This window comes from Paraburkholderia sp. BR14312, from assembly GCF_040948675.1.
GTDB classification, from domain to species: domain Bacteria; phylum Pseudomonadota; class Gammaproteobacteria; order Burkholderiales; family Burkholderiaceae; genus Paraburkholderia; species Paraburkholderia nodosa_A.
This window is the reverse complement of the sequence record NZ_JBFPKI010000001.1, coordinates 24,311-44,905: the sequence shown is the minus strand read 5'-3', so window position 1 is coordinate 44,905 and position 20,595 is coordinate 24,311. Positions and strand designations below refer to the sequence as shown.

Below are 20,595 nucleotides of genomic sequence, written 5' to 3'. Positions count from 1 at the left end.
GACCATACTTTTGCGGCGTAAGTGCCATGGCATTGGAACATCTGCGCGACGATCACTTTCGCGTGGTCGGTAGCATCGAGACGGACGCTTCCGACAAGCAGGTAGAGCGCGACTCGAAATTCCAGCGGATCGGCGAACATGACCCTCGCTTGAATCTGACGTGCGACCGGCAGTTTCGCTTCGCGGGTACGGGTAACCTGTGGGTCGCCATGATTTGGGCGGACGGTTGAAGAGTAGGCCCCACGGCTGGGAATACGGTCAGGCTACCGGTTCCGGCGCCTGATCGATGTTTGGGACAGCCAGCGCTAACGCCGACGAGCGGCGACATCAACCGCCGCGTGCCTGGCGTCAATTACGCGGTTGCGGTGATGGCCATCGTTGGCTCGATGGCGACGGCCATCACGAACTTGATCAGCTCCCGTCAAGGTAGGCGTACACGTGCGCGCGATGTTGGTGTCGACACTCCGGACTTCCGGTCCGTGCATTCGACTCGATCGCGTAACGGCTTTGATCTCTGACCGGACTGCCGGGACGGGGCAGCACTACCACCACGCGATCAATGGTTTTACGTGCTACATAGGTAAACAGCGAAGAGACGGCGCTGGCGGCCAGTCAGAAGGGCAGTGGGGCCGCAGGGGAAACGGCGTCCGCTTTGCCAGCCGGGTCAGCGCCGATGCCACGCGTATCACCGCCAGCAGGTCGAGGTTTGCAGATTGCCGCCTTTCATAACAAAATGCGTCACTTAGCCCCCGCCGCGTGGGACATTTTGTCCATCTCGCAATGAAACCCGCTGACCTTTCATACGCATTGGCGCGCCTCGGCTGGACGCAGGTGACGTTCGCTGAATATTCGGGCTACGACCGCCGGACCATCGGTCGATGGACCCGCGGTGAGTCGGCCATTCCGCTGCTCGTTGAAAGACACCTCGATCTGCTGCTCGTCATTCGTGACCGCTTGCCCTGAAGGTCCACGTTCAGTCAGGCGTTCGGCATAGTGCGTTAAGCAGGGCGCTCCTCGCCATCTGCACTTCGGCGTCTTCGCACGCTGAGGCGACGCGCATGCCGGCTTGACGTACCAGCGTGCCGCTAACCTGACTGTGACAGTTGACCTGTAATGTCAAATCCTGCGATGCGCAATGGTCCTTTGTCACTTGGGATGACGTTCGACATGCATACCTTCATGACTCATCCCGCGCTCCGCAACAGTGCCGAGCTGCGTCACGATTCGCACCAGGTCGCTCTGCCGTCTCACTCCCATTTTAGAATAAATTTGATGAAGATGAGTACGGACTGTGGAAGGCATTACGCCTAGCGTCTGAGCCACCTCCTTCGGTGTTGACCCCCTCCCGATTTCACAAGCCACCCGAGCTTCACCATGCGTTAGCCCGAATAGGGATTGGAGGTGCTGGTGTGCGTTCGCGTGCCTGTTTTCCGATTCGGCAACCACTATCAAGGCAGTACGTGGAGCAAAGGATAGGCCGGATTCAATGGTTGCTTCTGAATTGATGGGTGTGACGAGTATTCTGATCGCACAACCGGGTGGAACACAGTCGATGAGCATCGCGCCGCCCCTTTGTTGCTGTCGATCAGTGCAGGTCGCTTGAGCAATCAGTCGGTGTAGCGCTCTTGTAGTCGATAGGGTTGGCGTGGTTAGTACGTGATGGTCGATGTGCAGCCCCCTGTGCGTAGAAAGCAGCAATTCGGCCGTGTGGTTGCAGTGGCGAACCCGGGCGTTCTCGTCCACGATGAATATCTTCTGCGTAAGGGCATTCAACGCATTCGCGTAGTCCCGCGCTCTTATGCTGAGATCCCCTAAGGTACGCAGCGTACGTATTGCGTGACGGAGATGAGGAAGCAGCGCACTTATCATTTCCAGACTGCGTTGCGGGTACGGTCGTACGGACGCACGCGGGGCACCGAACAAACCTACAAGATCACCGTCGCGCATGAAGTTTGCGAGAGCAATCCCACCGATTCCTTGTGGTCGCACCCAGTCCTGATAGAACTCACTCCGACTCAAAACCGTGGCGGAAACCAGCATCTGGTCTGTGAAGAGCGTACCTGGCATCCATGAACTCGTCAGGGGAACGATCGGATCGAGTTGATTGTAATAGCGCTCATACGAGTCGATGTACTCGGGCTCTATTCCGTCCCAGTCATGTGCTGAACGCGATTCATCTGGCGACCGGATCCACAAATTCACATGTTCGGCGCCGATTTCCTTCGCAATTGATCCGAGGGCCGTCGGGACGTTTTGGGGATCGAGACTCGCTTCATTGAGAGCAAGGATCAGTCGTTCAAGGTCACTGTTAAACGTCATCGTGCATCTCCTCGCGCGATGCGCGGCGGAAGTGCGTCCTGGGAAGCGTGTTGTGCGCCACGTCACCTAGGGTATAGACGTTGACGTTTTCGATTAACTTTCTGCAAGCCTGGGATTATTGAGTTACGGCGGGGATTCCGGTTCGTTACCGTCGTCTCAATCGATGAAGTTCAACTCGAGTGGAGCAAAAGCATTCAATTATATTTCAAAATCCAATCATTTGTATTACTTTAATTCAGCCAGCATAAAATCATCGCCTCTATTAAAGATTCGTCTGAAGGTTGCCGATAGCTTCGCATGAGCAGCCAGAAACGAACTTAAAACACGCGGTACACCGACCGCTCCGGGGTTCCCCACGCACGCTCGCGCGTGCCGGGGAAGAGAACAATGCAAAGCCGATGGTATGACCAGGCGCGCAGCGATGGCCTGCGCGCGTTATTCGCTTTCCTGACCAGCGCGGTCCTGGCGCCACCGTTCGCGCTCGCCGCCGGTATCTTGCCGGATGGCAAAACCACAACGACGGTCACGACCACTGCGGGCGGGGCACAAACCGTCAATATTGCGCCGGCTGTCGCAGGCGTTTCGCAGAACACCTATTCGACGTTCAATGTGGGTGCAGCGGGCGCGACGCTCAATAACGTCGGGATCAACGCGCGTACGATCGTCAATCAGGTGACGAGCACGAATCCGAGCCTGATCGAAGGCGCAATCACCGTGGCGGGCTCGCGCGCGAACGTCATTCTCGCCAATCCCAACGGCATCACGGTCAACGGTGGTTCGTTCATCAACGCCGGCCACGTTGCGCTCACGACCGGCCAGGTCAGCTTCAGCGATGTGCAGATTGCGCCGGGCGTGGTACAGCGCAATGTCGTGCTCGGCACGACTGGCGGCACGATCGTGATTGGTCCGGGCGGGCTGTCGAGTGCACTCGTCGATCTCGATCTGATCGCGAAGAATGTCCAGGTCAATGGAGCGTTGAACAACACGTTCTCGTCAGGTACGGCGCTCACACGCATCCTGGCTGGCACGAGTTCGGTCACGCTCAACACGGGCTTTTCCGCGTCGGACAACGCGAACGACTGGATGTCGATCACATCCGGTGCTGCCAACGCGCAGGCAAAAAGTTTTGCGCTCGACATCACGGCAGCAGGCAGTATCGCGAGCGGGCGGATTGAGCTGATCGTGACAGACCAGGGACCGGGCGTGCGCAGCGCGGGTCCGCTGAATGCGTCGCTCGGCAACTTCTCGCTGAGCTCGAACGGCGCGGTGCAGTTCTCCAACAGTTCGGTCAACGCGGCCACGGACGTGAGTTTCAACGTCAAGGATGCGCTCGCATTCGCCGACACCCAGGTCAACGCCAACAACGGCACAGCCGCGCTCACCTCTACCGGCGCAATGACGCTCACGGGTAGCAGCATCATCGCGAACGGCGCAGTGAATCTGGGTGCGAACAGTCTGACATTCGAACTCGATAACGCGCAGAAGGGCTCGACTGTCGCATCGGCGAGTGCGGGCGTCGTGCTTCAGAGCAGCGGCGATATTGTCAATGTCGGATCGCTCATCCAGGGGCAGCAGCAAACTTCCGGAGACAGTGCGTCGAAGGGCGCCGTGACGCTCGCCGCAACGGGCAACGTGCTCAACCAGTCCAATCCTGGGGGAGCCCTTGGCATTCTCTTCGGCGTGCAGGGCGATGTTTCGATCGTCGCAGGTGGCGATGTCGTCAATGAAAACGCGCGCGTGCTGTCGAACAACAACGTGAACATCGTCGCAGGCGGCGATTTCCGCAACATCGTCGATCACAGCACGGGTGTCGCGAACGGCGCCGCGGTGGGTTTCTCGCAGAGCAGCAGCGGTTTCCTGTTCTTCCGCCATCGCAACAGTGGCTTTAACGTCGATTACGGACAGATCGCGGACGCCAACGAACTCGCGTATGTCACTGCCGACTCGGGCAACTTGACGATCAACGCAAACAATATCGCCAATACAGGCGGCTCGATCCTGTCGAATAACGGCGCAGTCTCGATGACAGCGCTTGGCACGCTCGACACGCAGGCCGTTTTTACCGGCCAGGCGGCGTACCGGCAGTCCTGCTTCATTTTCTGCAGGTCGAGTGCGAACAGTTCCGTGCAGGCTTTTGGCGGTGTGATCGAGGCGGGCACGGACATCAGCCTCAAGGCGGGCACGCAGATCACCAATACGGGTGGCACTGTGCTTGCCGTGGGCAAGCTCTCCCTCGACGCGCCGCGTACGCTCGCGCAAGCCGTCCTGGGCTATAGCGCCATCAACGAGACGCACGACCTGAAGGCATGGTTCGGCAACGGCTGGGCGTCGATTTACGCAACGGATACGGGTGGCCTGTTCGAGGGCGGCTCGGGCGCCGTGGAACTCACCGGGGCGGGCGAAATTGACGGCGGCGCCTTCATCGCGCCCAACGGTGTGCATGCGGGCGGTGGGGTTGTCACGACGCGCCCGCGCTGGCAGCAGCCGGTGGGTATCGGCACGCATAACTCGATCGGGCTCGTGTCGTGGTTCGGTCTGTGAGCACGCCCTTCGTTCGGGCCGGTCTGCGCGCGGCTGCGCTGGCGGCGATGCTGCTCGCGTCGAATGCGCGCGCGCAGATTGCGCCTCCACCGCCTCCGTCGCAACTACCTGCCCTCCCGCAAGGTGCCCGCGCGGTGCAGGACCCGGCGCAGCGCCTGCTGCAACAGCAGCGCGACCAGCAACGCAACGACGAACTTCAGCAGGCGCCCGCACAGATCTCGGTGCCGGAGGGCACGGTGCCGAACCTGCCTGCCGGCGCGGACGTGGAGTCGCTGCCGGATGTCGCGCCGATGTTCCGCATCGACCACATCGAATTCACCGGCGACTCGCCAGTTTCGCGTCGCGTGCTCGATGAAGTCGCGCAGCCATTCATTGGCAGGATGCTGGGGCGCAACCGTATCAACCTGCTGCTTCGCCGGCTGACTGAAGCCTTCATTGCGCACGGCTACATCACCACGCGCGCGTACCTCGGCCAGCAGAATCTCGCCTCGGGCACGCTGACGATCAACGTGGTGGCGGGGCGCATCGCGGCGTTTACGCTCAATGGCCAGCCGCTGCGCCCGCGCAGCACGCAACCGGGGCGTGTGCCGCCCGTTGGCGGCGGCTTTCTTTCCGACGACGGCACAGCGTGGGCATTTGGCGCTTCGCAGGGGGATGCGTTGCGCCTGCCTGACCTCGAGCAGGGCGTCGACCAGATCAACCGGCTGCGCCGCAACCAGGCGCAGATCCAGATCCTGCCAGGTGAGGCGCCGGGTGATTCGATCGTCGCCGTCACAAATCACTATGGTGGCCCGTTCTATGTCGATGCGGGCCTCGACAACTATGGCAGTTCCAGCACGGGCAAGTTGCGCTATCGCGCTTCACTCGAGGCGGACAACGCGATCGGTTTTCAGGAGTCCCTCGGGCTCAGTTATGTGGGCTCCGAAAACAGCAATGCGCTGGTGTTTTCCGCAGCGGTGCCTTTCGGCTACCAGACGCTCAGCTACACGACAGCGCTCTCGGAGTATCAGCAGGCCATTGGCGACACGGCGCTGCTCGACGGGCGCACGTTCAGCCAGACACTGGGCTGGAACGACGTGCTCACGCGCTCGGCGAGCGGCCGTATCAGTCTGGACGCCACGCTCACCAAGTTGCGCACCGAGCGCAGCGTCAACGGCATCGAACTCTCCCCGCAGGACCTCACGGTGGCACGCATCGGTCTGAACGGGCTGTACCGGTTCGCGGCGCATGGCGACCCGGCCGCGGCCACATGGGATCTCGGCATTTCGCAGGGTCTGCCGTGGCTTTCCGCGAGCCATGACGGCCCCGATATCGACAGCAGCGACGCGCACAGCCAGTTCACCATGGGCGACGCCACACTCACGCTGCAGGCGACGGTGGGCCAGCTCGGTGCGCTCTCCTTCGCCTACCGGGGCAGGCTGCGCGCGCAGTACAGCGCAGTGGCGCTCTTCGGCAACGAGCAGATCTTTCTCGGCGGCATGGACTCGGTGCGCGGCTTCACGGAAGGCGGCATCGCCGGCGATAGCGGCTTTTACCTGCGCAATGAAACCGTCTGGCAGAACGCGCCCGCGTGCTTCGACACGCATCTCGAACCCTACGTATTTCTCGATGGCGGCAAGTCGCACCTGGTGGCTCAGGGCGGCTGGCCGACGTTGATGGGCGCAGGCGTGGGTGTACGCGCCGCGCGTCGTCTCGGTAGCCACACGATGACGGGGGAAGTGCTCGTGGGCCGGGCGCTTTTGCAGCCCGCTTCCATGGGCGAGAAGGCAACCGTCGTACTCGCAACGATCAACTGGTCGGAATAAAGGAGCAGACATGAGCAGGTCAATTTCAATGCAGGGCGCAGGCCGGTTCGCGGTACGCGTGGCGTTCGTGGCAGCAACCGCAGGCGCGATGGGTGTGGTTGGCGCGAACGACGCGTATGCGACGGTGCATGCGAAGGCAAAGGCAACGGATTCGAGCGCGAAGGCGAAAGCGGATGCGGACGCGAAGGCAAACGCGAACGCACCGGAGACCGGACTGCCGCCGGGCGTGATCGCACGGGTGAATGGCGTGCCCATTCCACAGGACCGGCTCGATGCCGCAGTGAAGCTTTCGCATGCGCCGGACACCCCAGCGCTGCGTGCGACGCTCAAGAACCAGCTGATTGCGCGCGAACTGTTCCGCCAGGCGGCAGAAAAGGCGCACTACGAAAGCCGGCCTGCTGTGCAGGCGGAGATTGATCAGGTGAAAGCGACCGTGGTCACCCAGGCGTGGCTGCAGGATCAGCTCAAGCCCGTGCAGGTCAGCGACGCCGACGTGAAGGCGCAATACGACAAGGTGGTCGCAACGCTGGGCGACACCGAATACAAGCCGCGCGTGATTGCCACGCGCGACGCCGACACCGCACAGAAGGTGCTCGACCAGCTCAAGAAGGGCGTGGATTTCGCGCAGCTCGCGCGTCAGTTCAGCCAAGGGCCGAATGCGGCACAGGGCGGTGAAATGGGCTGGATCTCGTTCAAGACGCCGATCGAGGCGGGCAAGACGCAGAACTGGCCGCAGCCGCTCGCCGAGGCGCTGGTGAAGTTGCCGCAGGGCGGCGTGACGAGTGCGCCGGTGCAGATCGACGGGACCTACTGGATCGTGCGCGCCGACGAAAAGCGCGCCACGCAGATTCCCACCTTCGACCAGTCGAAGGAAATGCTGCGCAGGCAACTGGAGCAGGCCGCACAGACGAAGGCAGCCGCCGAGCTCGTGCTGGGCCTGACGAAGCAGGCGCATATCGAGCAGTAACCGCAGAAGGTAACAGCAGAAGTAATAGCAGTAGCACCGGCTGCGCGGCGACGTTCATGCTGCCGCCCAGCCTCGAGACCGCCCGTCTGCCGAAGACGGACGGCTCACGATCGCAAAGCAGTCAACAAGAAAGATCGGGACGACCATGTACGCATCGCAACGGGGAACACTCAAGCGGCTCGCATTCGCACGGATGCAGCGCAATGCGCAGCGCGCGCGTCATGACGCGCCAGCGTGGCTCATCGTGCACACGCCGCCACGCTTTCGCATCTGGCAGCGCGCGGTCGCGCTTCTCGTGGCCGTCGTTTCGTTTCTCGGTCCGATCAGCTTTACCTTCGAGCAGGGGCGCGATGCGGCGGGCGTGCTCGGTGCTGGCAGCCATCGTCTCGATGACGACGCGTGGCAGGTCATCAACGATCTCGCCGCGCTGCGTGTGCGTTTTGCGATGCAGGCCGCCGAGGCGACGCCGATCGTCGATCCCACTGCGCCGATCACGTTCCAGCCGAAGATCACGCAATCCACCGGGACGGGCGGCGGCGTGCCCGTGGTCAACATCACCGCGCCCAACGCGGCCGGCATCTCGCTGAACCAGTTCCAGACGTTCAACATCGATCCCGTTGGGCTGATTCTTAACAACAGCCTCGCGTCGGGCACGTCACTCACGGGCGGCGACGTCGCCGCGAATCCGAACCTGAACGGGCGCACGGCGAGCGTCATCGTCAATCAGGTCACGTCCACGGGCTCGGCGTTCGCGAGCCTGCTCAACGGGCCGCTCGAAGTGTTCGGCGCGCCCGCAACCGTCATCATCGCGAATCCGAACGGCATTACCACACGTGGGACGGGATTTACGAATACCGTTGGCGTCACGCTTTCTACCGGGACGCCACAATTCCTTTCGGGCATCGGCGGCTCGCAGGTCGGGTTCGATAATGCCCAGGCCATCGGCTACAACGTGACCGGCGGCCACATCCAGATTGAAGGTAACCCGGGCGTCAATGGTCCGGGTGCGGGCATCGAGGGTACGGTCGGCACCATCGACCTCATTGGCGCGACGATCGGCGTGAATGCGCCGCTCTATGCCGGCACGCGTATCAACGCGATTGCTGGCGTTCAGAACGTTGCGCCAACGGCGGTCGATTCGACCGGCACGACCTGGTCCACCAGCGCAAACGGCGCAACGAACACCGCTGCGGCGATCAACGCTGCGAGTGGCGGGGCGAATGGCGGCCTCGCCATAGACGCGACGGCCTACGGCGCAATGACGGCGGGCCAGATCCAGATGATTGGCACCGCGGCGGGCATGGGTGTGCGCACTGATGCGCAGCTTGCCGCGAACACGGGCGACATCACACTTTCCGCGAACGGGGACGTGTCGATGGCGGGCACGGCGGCGCAGCAGAAGGTGAGCGTGCAGTCGGGCGGGAGCGTGACGCTCGCGGGCTCACATATCGGGATCACGGGTTATTCGATTGCCGCGAACGGCGACGTGACGTCGAGCGGCACGATCCAGACCAATGGCGCCCTCGCGGCGACGGCGGGCGGCAACCTCAACGTCGCGAACGTACAGGCCCAGGGCGACATCGCGCTGAACGCGGGCGCGAACGCGGCGACGGGCGATATCCAGGCGGGCGGCAATCTCGCAGTGACGGCGCAGGGCCACGACGGCGCGGGCGACGTGACGCTCAGCGGCACGACGGTCGCGACAGGTGCGACGACGCTCAGTGCTGCGCGCGACGTGACGATCAACAGCGCAACGAGCAGCGGGAGTCTGCAGGCGACGGCCCAGCGCAACGTGAGCGTCAACGCGGCCACGCAAACGTCCGGCGATCTTGCGCTGAATGCGGCTAGCGGAAATCTCGTGACGACCGCCAACGTCAACAGCAATGGCAGCCTAGCACTGTCTTCGGGCACGGGGACGACGGTCGGTGCGCAGGCCACGGCGCTGGGTGCCGTTACTCTCACGGCGGGCACTGGCGGCATTGCCGTCACCGGTTCACTGGCAAGCGGCACGACGCTGAATGCGACGACGTCAGGTGCGTTCAGCGTGCCGGGTTCCCTGCTCGTCGGCACCAACGCAAACGTGAGTGCGCGCAGCATGAGCCTGGACGGCGTGACGATCGTCCAGCAGAACGGGGCGTTCAACGCAGCGGCCGGCATCACGGGCACGGGATCGGTCGCGTTCGGGCAGAGCGGCGCATTGACGGCAGGCGGGGACGTTACGCTCACGGGCAAGCTGCTCGCGAACGGACTCCAGGTGAACGCCGGGCGCAATGTCGCGCTCAACGACGTGCAGGCAGGCGGTGCATTCGCTGTTACGGCTGCAACCGGCAACGCGACTTTCAACGGCAACGCTGCCGCGGTTGGCGCGACGACCGTGCAGGCCGGTACCGATATCGACGTGAACGGCACGCTCGCGGGCGGTTCGGGCGTGGCGCTCACCGCGCAGCACGACGTGAATGTCGCGGCGGCAGGCACGGTTCAGTCGGTGGGCGACCTCGCCATGAGCGCGGTGAACAATATAGCGGCCAGCGGCACGCTCAACAGCGGCGGCGCGCTCACTGCGCAGGCGGGGCAGGACGTCGCCATGACCGGCGCGACCAGCGTAACAGGCGACACAGCTCTTGCAGCAGGCCGAGACGTGACGCTCGGCGGCACGTTCGCGGGGCAGGGCGGCGCGACGATCACGGCCGGGCGGGATGCCGTGCTGGGCGGCAGCATCGGCATTTCGAAGGACGTCTCCGTTGGCGCCGCAAATAACCTGACGACCACCGGTTCGCTGCAGGGCGACCACGTCACGCTTAATGCCGGCAATTCGGCTGCGCTTGCGGATATTCAGGCGAACTCGGCGCTCGCGATCAACGCGCAAGGCAATGCGGGCGGCGGCGACGTGCAGGTCAACGGTACGGTCGCGTCGCTTGGCAATGCGGCGGTGACGGCAGCGGCTTCGGTATCGGTGCCCGGCACGCTCGAGGCTTCGGGGACGCTTGGCGTGAGCGCAGCCACGGACACGCACGTGAGCGGCACCGTCCAGTCCAACGGCGACCTCACGTTCGCGAATACGGCGGGCTCGCTCGTGAGCTCAGGCGTCATCCAGAGCGGTGCGAATCTCAGCGCGAATGCGGGCCAGTCGATTGAGCTCGGCAGCGATCCTGGCACGAGCAGCACGGCGTCGCTTGGCGACATGACGCTCACGGCCGCGCAGAACGTGATGATGAACGGTTCGGTCGTCGCCCAGGGCAACGGCACGGTGACGGCCGGCAACGCCATTGGCGGCGCGGGCACGCTCGCGTTCGGGCTTGCGGCGAATCTCGCGTCAGGGGGCGACACGACGCTCACGGGCTCCCTGCGCGGCGCGACCGTGCAGACCACGGCGGGCGGCTCGGGCAGCTTCGCGAATGTTTCAGCGGGCTCGACCATCGCGCTGTCTGCGCAGCACGACGTCAACCTCGGCGGCACGCTCGCGGGCGGTGCAGGTGTTGCCCTGAACGCGGGCAACGACGTGAACGTGAGCGGCACGCTGCAATCGGCAGGCGACACGACGCTCGCCGCGCAGACCGGCAGCGTGAACGTGAGCGGCGCGCTAAACAGTAGTGGCGCGCTCGGCATCACGGCGGGCACTGACGCGAACGTCAGCGGCTCGGCGACGGCTGCGCTCGACACGACGATCCAGGCCGCGCGCGACGTCAATGTTGCCGGGTCGGTGAACGGCCAGGGTAATGGCAGCGTGAGCGCGGGGCGCGACATTGGCGGTGCGGGCACGCTCGCATTCGGCCAGAGTGCGATCCTGAGCGCCACGCGCAACATCGCGCAGGGCGGTCTCGTGCAGGGGCAGTCCGTCCAGGTGGCGGCGGGCGCCGACGCGGCGCTGAACAACGTGGAGTCCGCCAGCACGCTGTCGCTGGCTGCCGGGGTGCTCGGCAGCGGCAACCTCACGGTGAACGGGGCGGCGGCGTCCGCTGGCGCGTTCAGCGCGACGGCGAACGGCGACGTAACGGTCGCGCAAGGCGGCAAGCTTGCTTCGGGCACGACGCTCGGCGTCACCGCGCTTGGTGGCATTGCGGTGGCCGGTGCTATTGAGGCCAACAGCGACGTCGCGCTTAACGCGCAGAACGGCGGCCTCGCGGCGACAGGCGGCATCAACAGCGGTGGCAATCTTGCCATCACCACGGGCCTGGATCTCTCGCTGGGCGCGAGCACGAGCGCCACGGGCGACGCGACACTCAACGCGGGCCGCGACGCCGTGCTCAACGGCACGCTCGTCGCCAGCAACGGCACTGTCTCGACGGCCCGCGATATCACTGGCGCCGGCACACAGGCGTTCACGGGCGCGGCGGTCCTCGGCGCACAGGGCAACATTGCGCTGACCGGCACGCTGCAGGGTAACAGCGTGCAGGCGACGGGTGGCGATAACGCCACGCTCAACAATGTCTCGTCAGCGACTACGCTCGCGCTCACGGCGAACGGCACCAGCGGTAACGCGACGACGGGAGATGCCGCGATCACCGGCACCGCCACTTCGCAAGGTGCGATCACGCTCAGGGGTGCGCGCGACGTGCTCGTGAGCGGATCGGCCGGCAGCGGCGCGACGCTCACGCTCAATGCGCAGCGCAGCGCGCAGGTGACTGGCGCGCTCGAATCGGTGGGCGATCTTGACGTCAGTGCGCAAACCGGCAGCGCGACGCTGGGCGGTACGGCAACCACCTCTGGCGCGTTCAGCGTGACGGCGGGTCTGGACGCGACACTCGGCGGCCAGGACGCGGCAGCGGGCAATGTGACGGTTCAGGCGGGGCGCGATGTTGCGCTGACAGGTACCGTGGCCGGGCAGATGGCGGGCACGTTCACCGCGGGACGTGACATGACCGGCGCCGGCTCCGCTGCGTTTGCCAATGCGGCCACGTTGACGGCGACCAACAATCTTGCCTTGACCGGTTCGCTGCAGGGCGCCTCGGTCAGCGCAACGGGTGGCAACAACGCAGGCCTCGGCAGTGTTCAGGCTGTGAGCGGCAACCTCAGCGTGCTTGCCAATGGTAATGCGGGCGAGGGCGACGTGACATTTACGGGCCCGGTCACCGCGCTTGGCAATGTGACATTGCAGGCGGCGCGCGACATCGGCATTGGCGGGGCGCTGAACGCGGGCGGTACGACGAACGCGAGTGCCGCGCGCAATATCAGCGCCACCGACGTGAATTCAGCGGGCGACCTCACGCTCACTGCCACAAACGGCAGTGCGAGTGCCGGGAACGTGACGACGCAGGGCAACCTGAACGCGAGCGCCGGGCAGTCGCTTGCCTTCGCCGGACAGACGCAGGCCGGTGGCAACGCAGCGCTCACCTCGGGCGGCGACATGACGCTTGCGGGCGGTATCGCCGCGCAGGGCACCGGCACGCTGCAGGCGGGCGGGACGATCGGCGGCGCGTCCGTTGCGTTTGGCCAGCAGGCCACGCTGAACGCTGGCAATAACATCGCCATCGGCGGCGCGGTGACGACGAACGGCGATCTTGCCGCGACGGCGGGCAACGGCGTCGCGATGGGCTCGGCCACGGCGGGTGGCGCTGGCACCGTCAAGGCGAACGGAAATTCCGGGACGGGCGATATCGTCGTGACGAACGGCGTGACCTCCGGCGCGGCAACGACGCTGACTGCGGCGCGTGACGTGCAGACGGGCGGCGCGCTCTCGAGTGGTGCAACGCTTGCGGTGACTGCCGGACGCAACGCGAGCATCGGCGGCACGGCTGCGGCCAACGGCGACGTCGATCTCAAGGCGGGTACGGGCAACCTTGCCGGCAATCTGACCGTAGCGGGTGCGATCACCGCGGGCGGGCATCTGAACGCGAACGCAGGCGGCAATGCCGCGCTGCTCGCAGGGGCGCTCGTGAACGGCGACACGACCGTCTCTGCTGGCAACGGCATGACGCTCAGCGGAGCATTTCTCGGCCTCGGTGCGGGGACGTTTACGGCCGGCGGCGCAATTGCCGGCGGTGGCGCGCTCACGTTCGTCAATGACATCGGCGTGAGCGCGGGCGGAGCGGTCACGCTTGGCGCCGTACAGACCGCGGGTGCTTTCACGGCGACCTCGGGCGGCGACATGTCGTTCGGCGCGGCGACGGCCGAAGGCAATGTGAGCGCCACTTCGCACAGCGGCAGCGTCGCGTTTTCGGGCGCGGTGCAAGGCGGCGGGAACGTGAGCGTGCAGGCTGCGAATGGTGCGACGCTCGCGGGCGGCGTGTCGTCGATGGGCAACGTCAACGTCACGGGCACACAGGGCAACGTGAGCGTGAACGGCGTGTCGTCCAACGGCGATACGACGCTCAAGGCCGGGCAGACACTGACGCTCTCGGGCACCAGCGTGGTCGCGGGCGGCCTCACGCTCACCGGCGGCAACGTCACGATGAGCGGATCGGCCAGCGTGACGAAGAACCTCGTCGCCACCGCGCAGGGGACGCTCGACGCGAGCCAGGCGTCGCTCGTGACCTCGCAGAACCTGCAACTCACCGGTGCTACGGTCGACATTGGCCAGGCCATTGTCGGTGGGGCGCTCAATGCGCAGGCGTCCAGCCAGTTGAACCTCACTGGCGGCGCGGTCGATGTGGTGGGTGGCGCGACGCTCGCCTCGCAGGGTGGCTTCTATAACGCGGGCAGCGTGCTGGCAGGCGGCGACCTGAACGTCTCCGGGCAGAACGTCGTCAATGCGGCGAACGCCTCTCTGGTGTCGGTGGGCACCACGACCGTGAATGCATCGAACTTCACGAACGCGGGCCTTCTGAACGGCACGAACACGGTTGTGAACGTGGGCGGCACGCTGACCAACAGCGGCGGCTCGTTGATGGGGCTGAACGCGCTCACGATCAATACGGGGGCGCTCAATAACCAGGGTGGGTTGATTTTTGCGGGCAATCCCACAGGCGGCACCACGGGCAGTCTTTCCCTCAGGATCAACGGCGGCAATGGCTCGTTTGGCAACGCCAGCGGAAGCATCCTTGCTCAGGCGAATCTGGGTATCAGCGCGGTGAATCTGGCCTTCGATCCCTCGCAGGGGACGATCAGTCAGGGTGGCCAGCTCTCGATTACCGCGTCGGCCATCAATATCGGCGGCGACTGGAACTACAGTGGCACGGGCGTCACGCTTGACGGCATCAATGGCGTCGTCAACAACGGCAAGATGAGCGGCACCGCGCCGCTTACCATCACGACCAACGGCACGTTCACGAACAACAATCAGGTGAGCGGCAATGACGTGACGATCAACGGCACGCTTGCCAACGGGGCGAATGCGCTCGTGCATGCGGGCGATGTGCTGACGCTCAACGGCAATGTGGCCAATCGCGGGACGATCGAGGCGGGCACGGCGATCAATGTAACCGGCGGGAATTACGATAACGCCGGAGCGACGACGCAGTCGCAAGGCAACATCACGTTCAATCTTGGCGGCACGCTCCAGAATACGGGCGGATCGATATTTGCCGGCAACAATATCAATATCAGTGCTGCGGCGGTAGTGAACGACCAGACCGCGCCATCGGGGACCGCCTCCAGCACAACGACTACTACTGATCCGTCATTGATCTGGTCTGCGGTCGCTGGCACGCAGACGGCATGGGGTGAAGAGACTTATGGTGGGGAAAACGGCTTTCTCCAGCCCGTTTCGTATACGTCCACTGCGACGTTGGGGGATCTGCTTTCTCCAACAGGAGTGCAGGCATCGGGGACCAACGCGTCCTCTGCGAACGCATCGTCGCCTGTCGCCGGGTCAGGGACGGTTGTATTCAATGAGTACAACGTCATGGTTGGCCAACAGTCGGCAGGCGACGGAAGCTATCCCGTTTATCAGAACCTCTGGTACATCGGCACAGCGGTGGACCCCACCGCGCTAAGCTCGGTTACCCTCGCGCTGCCGACGATCTATTCGACTTCGTCGACGCAGCAGGCTGGGACATCCGGGGTCATCTCAGCGGGCAATTCGATATCGCTCACGGCAGGGACGTTGTCCAATCAGGGCGGACAAATCTCGGCGCAGGGCAACATCGCGCTGAACGTCCAGTCGCTGAGCAATGGGGCGGTTGCATCCGCTTCGTTGAGCCAGACTTCCGTTACGATCGACCAGTCGCAATACACGGCATTCTTTAACCAGCTCAAGGCGTTAGGAACCATTGCCGTCGCCAATACTGGCAACCCGACGGGGATGACCTGCGACGCCCAGAACTATTGCGCTGTGGGCGATGTGCTTCCGCCCACCGAATTCACCATTGCTCCTGGCTCGGCCCCGACGTCAACGGGGTACACGACAAACTCGTTTCCGACGGGTTTGATCGCAGCGGGCAGTAACTTGACTGTCAGCGGTGGTGCGCTGACGAATGCAGGTTTCCTGTATGCGGGTAACGACGTCATCGTCAACGCGGTATCGCTCAATAATGCCGGAGGCAATTCGCAAAACTTTTCCTCTCAGGTTGGTTGTGCGTCGGGTGTGCCGAATTCTGCCTGTGACAACGGCGGGTCGCCACGCGGCAACAACCCGAACACGACGACGTTCAGCTATACGCAGAACGACGCATCGATCTACGCAGGCCATGACCTGGTGATCGCCGCCGGTCAGATCAACAATACCGACGGTAACCTCCTCGCCGGTCACGATATCGTGATCGGTGGCGTGGGAACCACCGCGAATTCGACTACGCCAGCCCAAAGCCTGAACAACACGTCGGGTAACATCGTCGCTGGGAACGACATCACGCTGAACGTATCGGGCGCAATCACCAATTCGTTGCCGCCGCCGGTTCAGGTGCATCAAAACTACGGTACGAAGGAAGAGTACACGGGCTGCATGACCGCAGGCGGCTACAAGGAGAGCTACTGCGAGGCCTATGTCGACCAGCAGTCCGGCAGTTCCTCGGTGATTAGCGCGGGCAACAGCCTCAGCATCAATGCTGGCAGCCTCACCAATATCGGCAGCCTGATCTCGGCAGGCACGAGCGCGACAATCAACGTCGCGGGCCCGGTCGTCAACGAAGCGCAGACGCTCAATGCCTACTGGCACTCGGAATGGGTCCAGGAAACGGGCATGTTCAGCAGCGACAAGCGCCATAACGTCTGGGCGTGCGGCTCGGCCGCGGAATGTACCGCGCTATATGGCAGCGCGTACACGAGCGTGGGCGGCGCGATCGATCCGCCTACGCCCGTGGGCAACATCGCCGCCACCATCCAGGCGCCGAACCTCTCGATCTCCTCTGGAGGTCAGATCCAGAACGTGGGCAACGTCCTGGGCACCTATGTGTCGCTTACCGGGCAGAAGCTCATCAATGGCATCACGACCGCCAACACCTATACGCCAACGGTCAATGCGCCTTCGCAAGTCATTTCGTTGACGCCGCAGACATTGCCCGGGTTGAACCTCTCGACGCCGCGCTCAGTGGGAACGCCGTTGCCGACTGCCGTGGCGGGTACGGCCGCGTATGTCGACGGGGTGCTAGGTTCCCAGTCGTCGCTGCTTGGGCCGCAGCAGTTGATCAACGCGCTGCCGGCTTCATTGCAGCCATCGTCGACGCTCTTCTACTACAACCCGCAGGAAGAAGACCTCATGTTGCAGCAGGCCGCGCTGCAGCAGACGGGGCAGGCGAGCTTCGTCACTGGGCTTTCGTACGACAGCACCAGCAACCTCTCGATGACGGAGCAGGAAAAGGGAATCCTGTACGAGAACGCACTTACCTATGCCGAGCAGAACAACGTGCAACTCGGCACAGCGCTTACACAAACGCAGGTCAACGCGCTTACGCAGCCGATGCTCTGGTACGTGGAGCAGACCGTGCCTGACCCGACGTGCCAGGCAACAGGTAGCGCTACTTGTCCGACTATTACCGCGCTGATGCCGCAAGTTTATCTGCCTGAGAACTGGAACGCACTTTCGGCGGGCGGCAATATCGAGGCGAGCCAGAGCCTTTCGCTGGATTTCGGCAGCGCAGCGACCGGTGGCAGCATTACGAATACGGGGACCATCACTTCCAGCGGCACGCTCACGGTGAATACCGGCACGCTGACTAACGAGGCCAATCAGGTCAACGTCGGTCAGATCTGGAATTCGGTGAAGGGCGGCTATACCGACACCACGGGTACCGAGGTTCAGCCGGGCGGCTTCATGAGCGCAGCGGATATGAGCCTGAACGTTGCAACGCTCAACCAGATCGGTGGAGCGTTGCAGCAGCTCAATGCTGATGGCACCGTCGATCAGGCGGGAACGCAGCAATTGCTTGCGCAGTTGCAGCAGCAGTTGGGCGGCGATTTCACGCAGACGACGCTCAGCAACAACCTCAATACCAGCTTCACTGCCGAAGGCGGATTCGGGATCGGGCAACTGGTGGGAATGATCGCCGCCGTGGTGGCGTCGTATTTCCTCGGGCCGGAGCTGCTCGCGATGTACAACGCACTGCTTGATCCGATCTATTTCATGGCGTTCAGCCCGATGCTTTCGCTGGCAGTGGGTGCGGCTGCGACCGGGCTTGCCGCAGGGACGACGGCCCTCGTTGCAGGCGCTGCGGAGCAGCTGATCTCGACGGGGAATCTGGATCTGTCGCAAGACCTGAAGGGCGCCGGTATTGCTGCGCTTACGGCAGGTCTGACGCAAGGTCTGGCTGGCACGACGGGGATCACCAATCTAGGAGGCATTATCACGCAGGCCGATTCAAGCATTACGCTGGCGAGTATCGGCAATACAGTGGAAAACGTCGGCAGCCAGGCACTTATTGGTGCAGCGGCACAGACGGCGATCGAGGGCGGCAGCTTCGGCACCGCGCTGGCTAATAACCTGGCGCAGGATACTGCCGCGGTTGGCGCGAACGCGATTGGGACCTACGTGCCGTCGGGCACGATTGGCTATGAACTCGCTCATGCGGCATTGGGGTGCGCCGCGAGCGCGGCGGAAGGTACAGGGTGTGCTGGGGGGGCGATCGGCGGGGCGACGAGCGCGCTGATTGCGCCGCTTGTGCGGGACGGCTTGTACGACGGCTCGCAGACGGTTACCACGACGGACAACGGCGACGGTACGCTGACTCAGACCACGAGCTATAACAACTCCGCGTTCAATGCACTCACTGCGGGGATTGCCACGTTGTCGGGCGGCCTAGTAGCAGGGTTGGCGGGAACCAACGCACAGGCGGGGGCGACATCTGCTGAGAACGAGGTTCTGAACAACTCGTTAAGCGACAAGGTTGAGCAACTGAAGAAATGGGCGCAATGGACCTTTGCTGATCCTGCTGGCGACATTGCTCGCTGGGTTGGACAATTCGGTGGGCTGGTGCAGTCGGGCGCACAGCAGACCGTGTCCCAGTCCGGGTGGTCACTCGCGGCCCAAGGCATCTCTAATGGGTTGAGTGCAGTCTTGGGTATTGGAGGCGGCTTGCCGCCGGCCGGTCCGGATCTGGCGCCAGTGGCTGTTGGCAGCGGAACCGGACAGACCACTTCTCTGGTATCCGGTGGCGCGCCGTCGAATGCGACGTTGGCGAGCAATAATGGAACTGATGAGAGCAACTCGACGCCTGCTAACGAGCCTGCCACGAACAATGCGGGGGGGGATTCATCGACTTTGCCAGGAATGAATCGGCCGGTGCGCGCACCGAATCCGGACTATCCGCCGAATTCGACGGTCGTGAATGCTATGGACAGCCCGCAAATGCGGGCTATGGTTGCCGACACCGATTGCGGAGACTGCTCTGATATTGCAAGCTATCTATACCGCGCGGCTGGCGGACAAGGTCAAGTCATCGAGGTTTCGCCGACGACACCGAACAATCTGAACGTCTACGAAAACGGGTCGTTGGAAAGTGGACAGTCCTATCACCAGGTCTACACTGATGGCCAGTACGTTTACGACCCGCGGGTTTCTGCGACTCCCATACCAAAAGGTGATTGGCTCCAGTCGATGACAAATACGAATCCCGGCGGTATCTCTATCTCGGTAGTTAAGGGGGCGAAATGACTGAGCTTCAGATGGGGCGAGGTGATGAGTTGCTCTTGGTCATCATGGGGTACGCAGACCTTGAGTGGCAAAAATGTCGTCATCGGATCGTTGATGTTGTTATGAAGAACGGAGAAGCGATTCACGAAGACCACTCAAGGCTGCCTCCGTTCACGACCATAAGGTTTAGAACTGAGAATCCAGAGACTGTGTCCAGACTCAAGGCGGCCATAGAAGGATACAGCGGCCTAGTGCCATGGCACATGTTTGGTCAGGAACGGCTGACCTTGCCCGGTAAGAATTGGGTGATTCGACCTTCATTTGTCGATGAATTGAAGTCTGAGGCAGAGGAAAATGGTGCTCGAGATGTGGCGCACTACATCGGCGATAGATATCCTGACCTATCGCAAAAGGCGTATGTCGATCTACTGGGGTTGGCGAAACATGTGCAATTAAAGCTCTTGGGTAACATTTGACTGGACATGTCGGGAATTCCCAAGCGCTGGCAATGAGACGGCTTTTATGGTGTCGGCGAGCAGGTAGCGTCGCTGCTAATTCGGACGCGACCTGCTCGCCGGCCACGATATCGTGGCTGGTGACGTGGGCACAACCGCAAACTCGATCATCCCATTGCAAAGCCTGAACAACGCGTCGGGCACTCCTTGAACCGGTTCAGGTTCAACGGGGGGCACGCGCATCTCGGTCACATTCCGGCATGCCTCGATGTTTCACAGCGAACACTCCGGGAGGTCGTCGCGGCAATCAACCTACGAGGCTGAATGCAGTTGGCATAGTTGCTTTTTACCAGACTCCCGGTTCGGACATACAGGTTTGGACAAATCTGCCGATAAAAAAGAGCTAGATGGAACCATCAAGAACGGATTTCGGGGAATATCCTTCGCAACTCATTGCGTCATCTCGATGAAGAGCTAAGATTGACGAGAGGGGGGGCGCGTGGCGCGCACAAAGTGTCGACAAGAGATCGCCGCAGCAGGGACTCGTAAGAAACCGCGAGCCCTTAC

The 20,595-nt window shown here is 63.0% G+C and carries 8 protein-coding genes; 7 read left to right on the top strand and 1 reads right to left on the bottom strand.

Annotated features, from left to right (window positions below):
- Positions 1-26 precede the first annotated feature (26 nt).
- Positions 27-230: a hypothetical protein gene (locus AB3X98_RS00155; protein WP_368603095.1), complete on the top strand. Its 204-nt coding sequence runs from the start codon at positions 27-29 to the stop codon at positions 228-230.
- A gap of 550 nt (positions 231-780) precedes the next feature.
- Positions 781-963: a helix-turn-helix domain-containing protein gene (locus AB3X98_RS00150; protein ID WP_368603094.1), complete on the top strand. Its 183-nt coding sequence runs from the start codon at positions 781-783 to the stop codon at positions 961-963.
- Positions 964-1,146: 183 nt separating this feature from the next.
- Here AB3X98_RS00150 and AB3X98_RS00145 read toward each other — a convergent pair whose 3' ends face one another.
- Complete coding sequence (locus AB3X98_RS00145) at positions 1,147-2,319, bottom strand: helix-turn-helix transcriptional regulator (RefSeq protein WP_368603093.1); 1,173 nt, start codon at positions 2,317-2,319, stop codon at positions 1,147-1,149.
- A gap of 387 nt (positions 2,320-2,706) precedes the next feature.
- Here AB3X98_RS00145 and AB3X98_RS00140 point away from each other — a divergent pair, with 387 nt between their 5' ends.
- The 5 genes from AB3X98_RS00140 (at position 2,707) to AB3X98_RS00120 (ending at position 20,049) form a co-directional block, all read left to right on the top strand.
- Positions 2,707-4,860 carry a filamentous hemagglutinin N-terminal domain-containing protein gene (locus AB3X98_RS00140; RefSeq protein ID WP_368603092.1) on the top strand — a complete coding sequence of 718 codons (2,154 nt, stop codon included), beginning with the start codon at positions 2,707-2,709 and terminating at the stop codon, positions 4,858-4,860.
- Between the two features lie 47 nt (positions 4,861-4,907).
- Positions 4,908-6,665 carry a ShlB/FhaC/HecB family hemolysin secretion/activation protein gene (locus AB3X98_RS00135; protein ID WP_368603261.1) on the top strand — a complete coding sequence of 586 codons (1,758 nt, stop codon included), beginning with the start codon at positions 4,908-4,910 and terminating at the stop codon, positions 6,663-6,665.
- A gap of 10 nt (positions 6,666-6,675) precedes the next feature.
- Entirely contained in the window at positions 6,676-7,632 is a 957-nt protein-coding gene (locus AB3X98_RS00130) for a peptidylprolyl isomerase (RefSeq protein ID WP_368603091.1), read from the top strand.
- A 145-nt stretch (positions 7,633-7,777) separates the two neighbouring features.
- Positions 7,778-19,594, top strand: a complete 11,817-nt coding sequence (locus tag AB3X98_RS00125) for a filamentous hemagglutinin N-terminal domain-containing protein (protein WP_368603090.1) — start codon at positions 7,778-7,780, stop codon at positions 19,592-19,594.
- Entirely contained in the window at positions 19,591-20,049 is a 459-nt protein-coding gene (locus AB3X98_RS00120; RefSeq protein ID WP_368603089.1) for a hypothetical protein, read from the top strand. Before AB3X98_RS00125 ends, AB3X98_RS00120 begins: the two co-directional genes overlap by 4 nt.
- The last annotated feature ends 546 nt before the right edge of the window (positions 20,050-20,595 follow it).

Bases quoted from the DNA above. Each gene is read 5' to 3' on its own strand.
- AB3X98_RS00140 (WP_368603092.1), top strand. From the start codon at position 2,707: ATGCAAAGCCGATGGTATGACCAGGCGCGCAGCGATGGCCTGCGCGCG.
- AB3X98_RS00125 (WP_368603090.1), top strand. From the start codon at position 7,778: ATGTACGCATCGCAACGGGGAACACTCAAGCGGCTCGCATTCGCACGG.
- AB3X98_RS00135 (WP_368603261.1), top strand. From the start codon at position 4,908: ATGCTGCTCGCGTCGAATGCGCGCGCGCAGATTGCGCCTCCACCGCCT.
- AB3X98_RS00120 (WP_368603089.1), top strand. From the start codon at position 19,591: ATGACTGAGCTTCAGATGGGGCGAGGTGATGAGTTGCTCTTGGTCATC.
- AB3X98_RS00145 (WP_368603093.1), bottom strand. From the start codon at position 2,319: ATGACGTTTAACAGTGACCTTGAACGACTGATCCTTGCTCTCAATGAA.
- AB3X98_RS00130 (WP_368603091.1), top strand. From the start codon at position 6,676: ATGAGCAGGTCAATTTCAATGCAGGGCGCAGGCCGGTTCGCGGTACGC.
- AB3X98_RS00150 (WP_368603094.1), top strand. From the start codon at position 781: ATGAAACCCGCTGACCTTTCATACGCATTGGCGCGCCTCGGCTGGACG.
- AB3X98_RS00155 (WP_368603095.1), top strand. From the start codon at position 27: ATGGCATTGGAACATCTGCGCGACGATCACTTTCGCGTGGTCGGTAGC.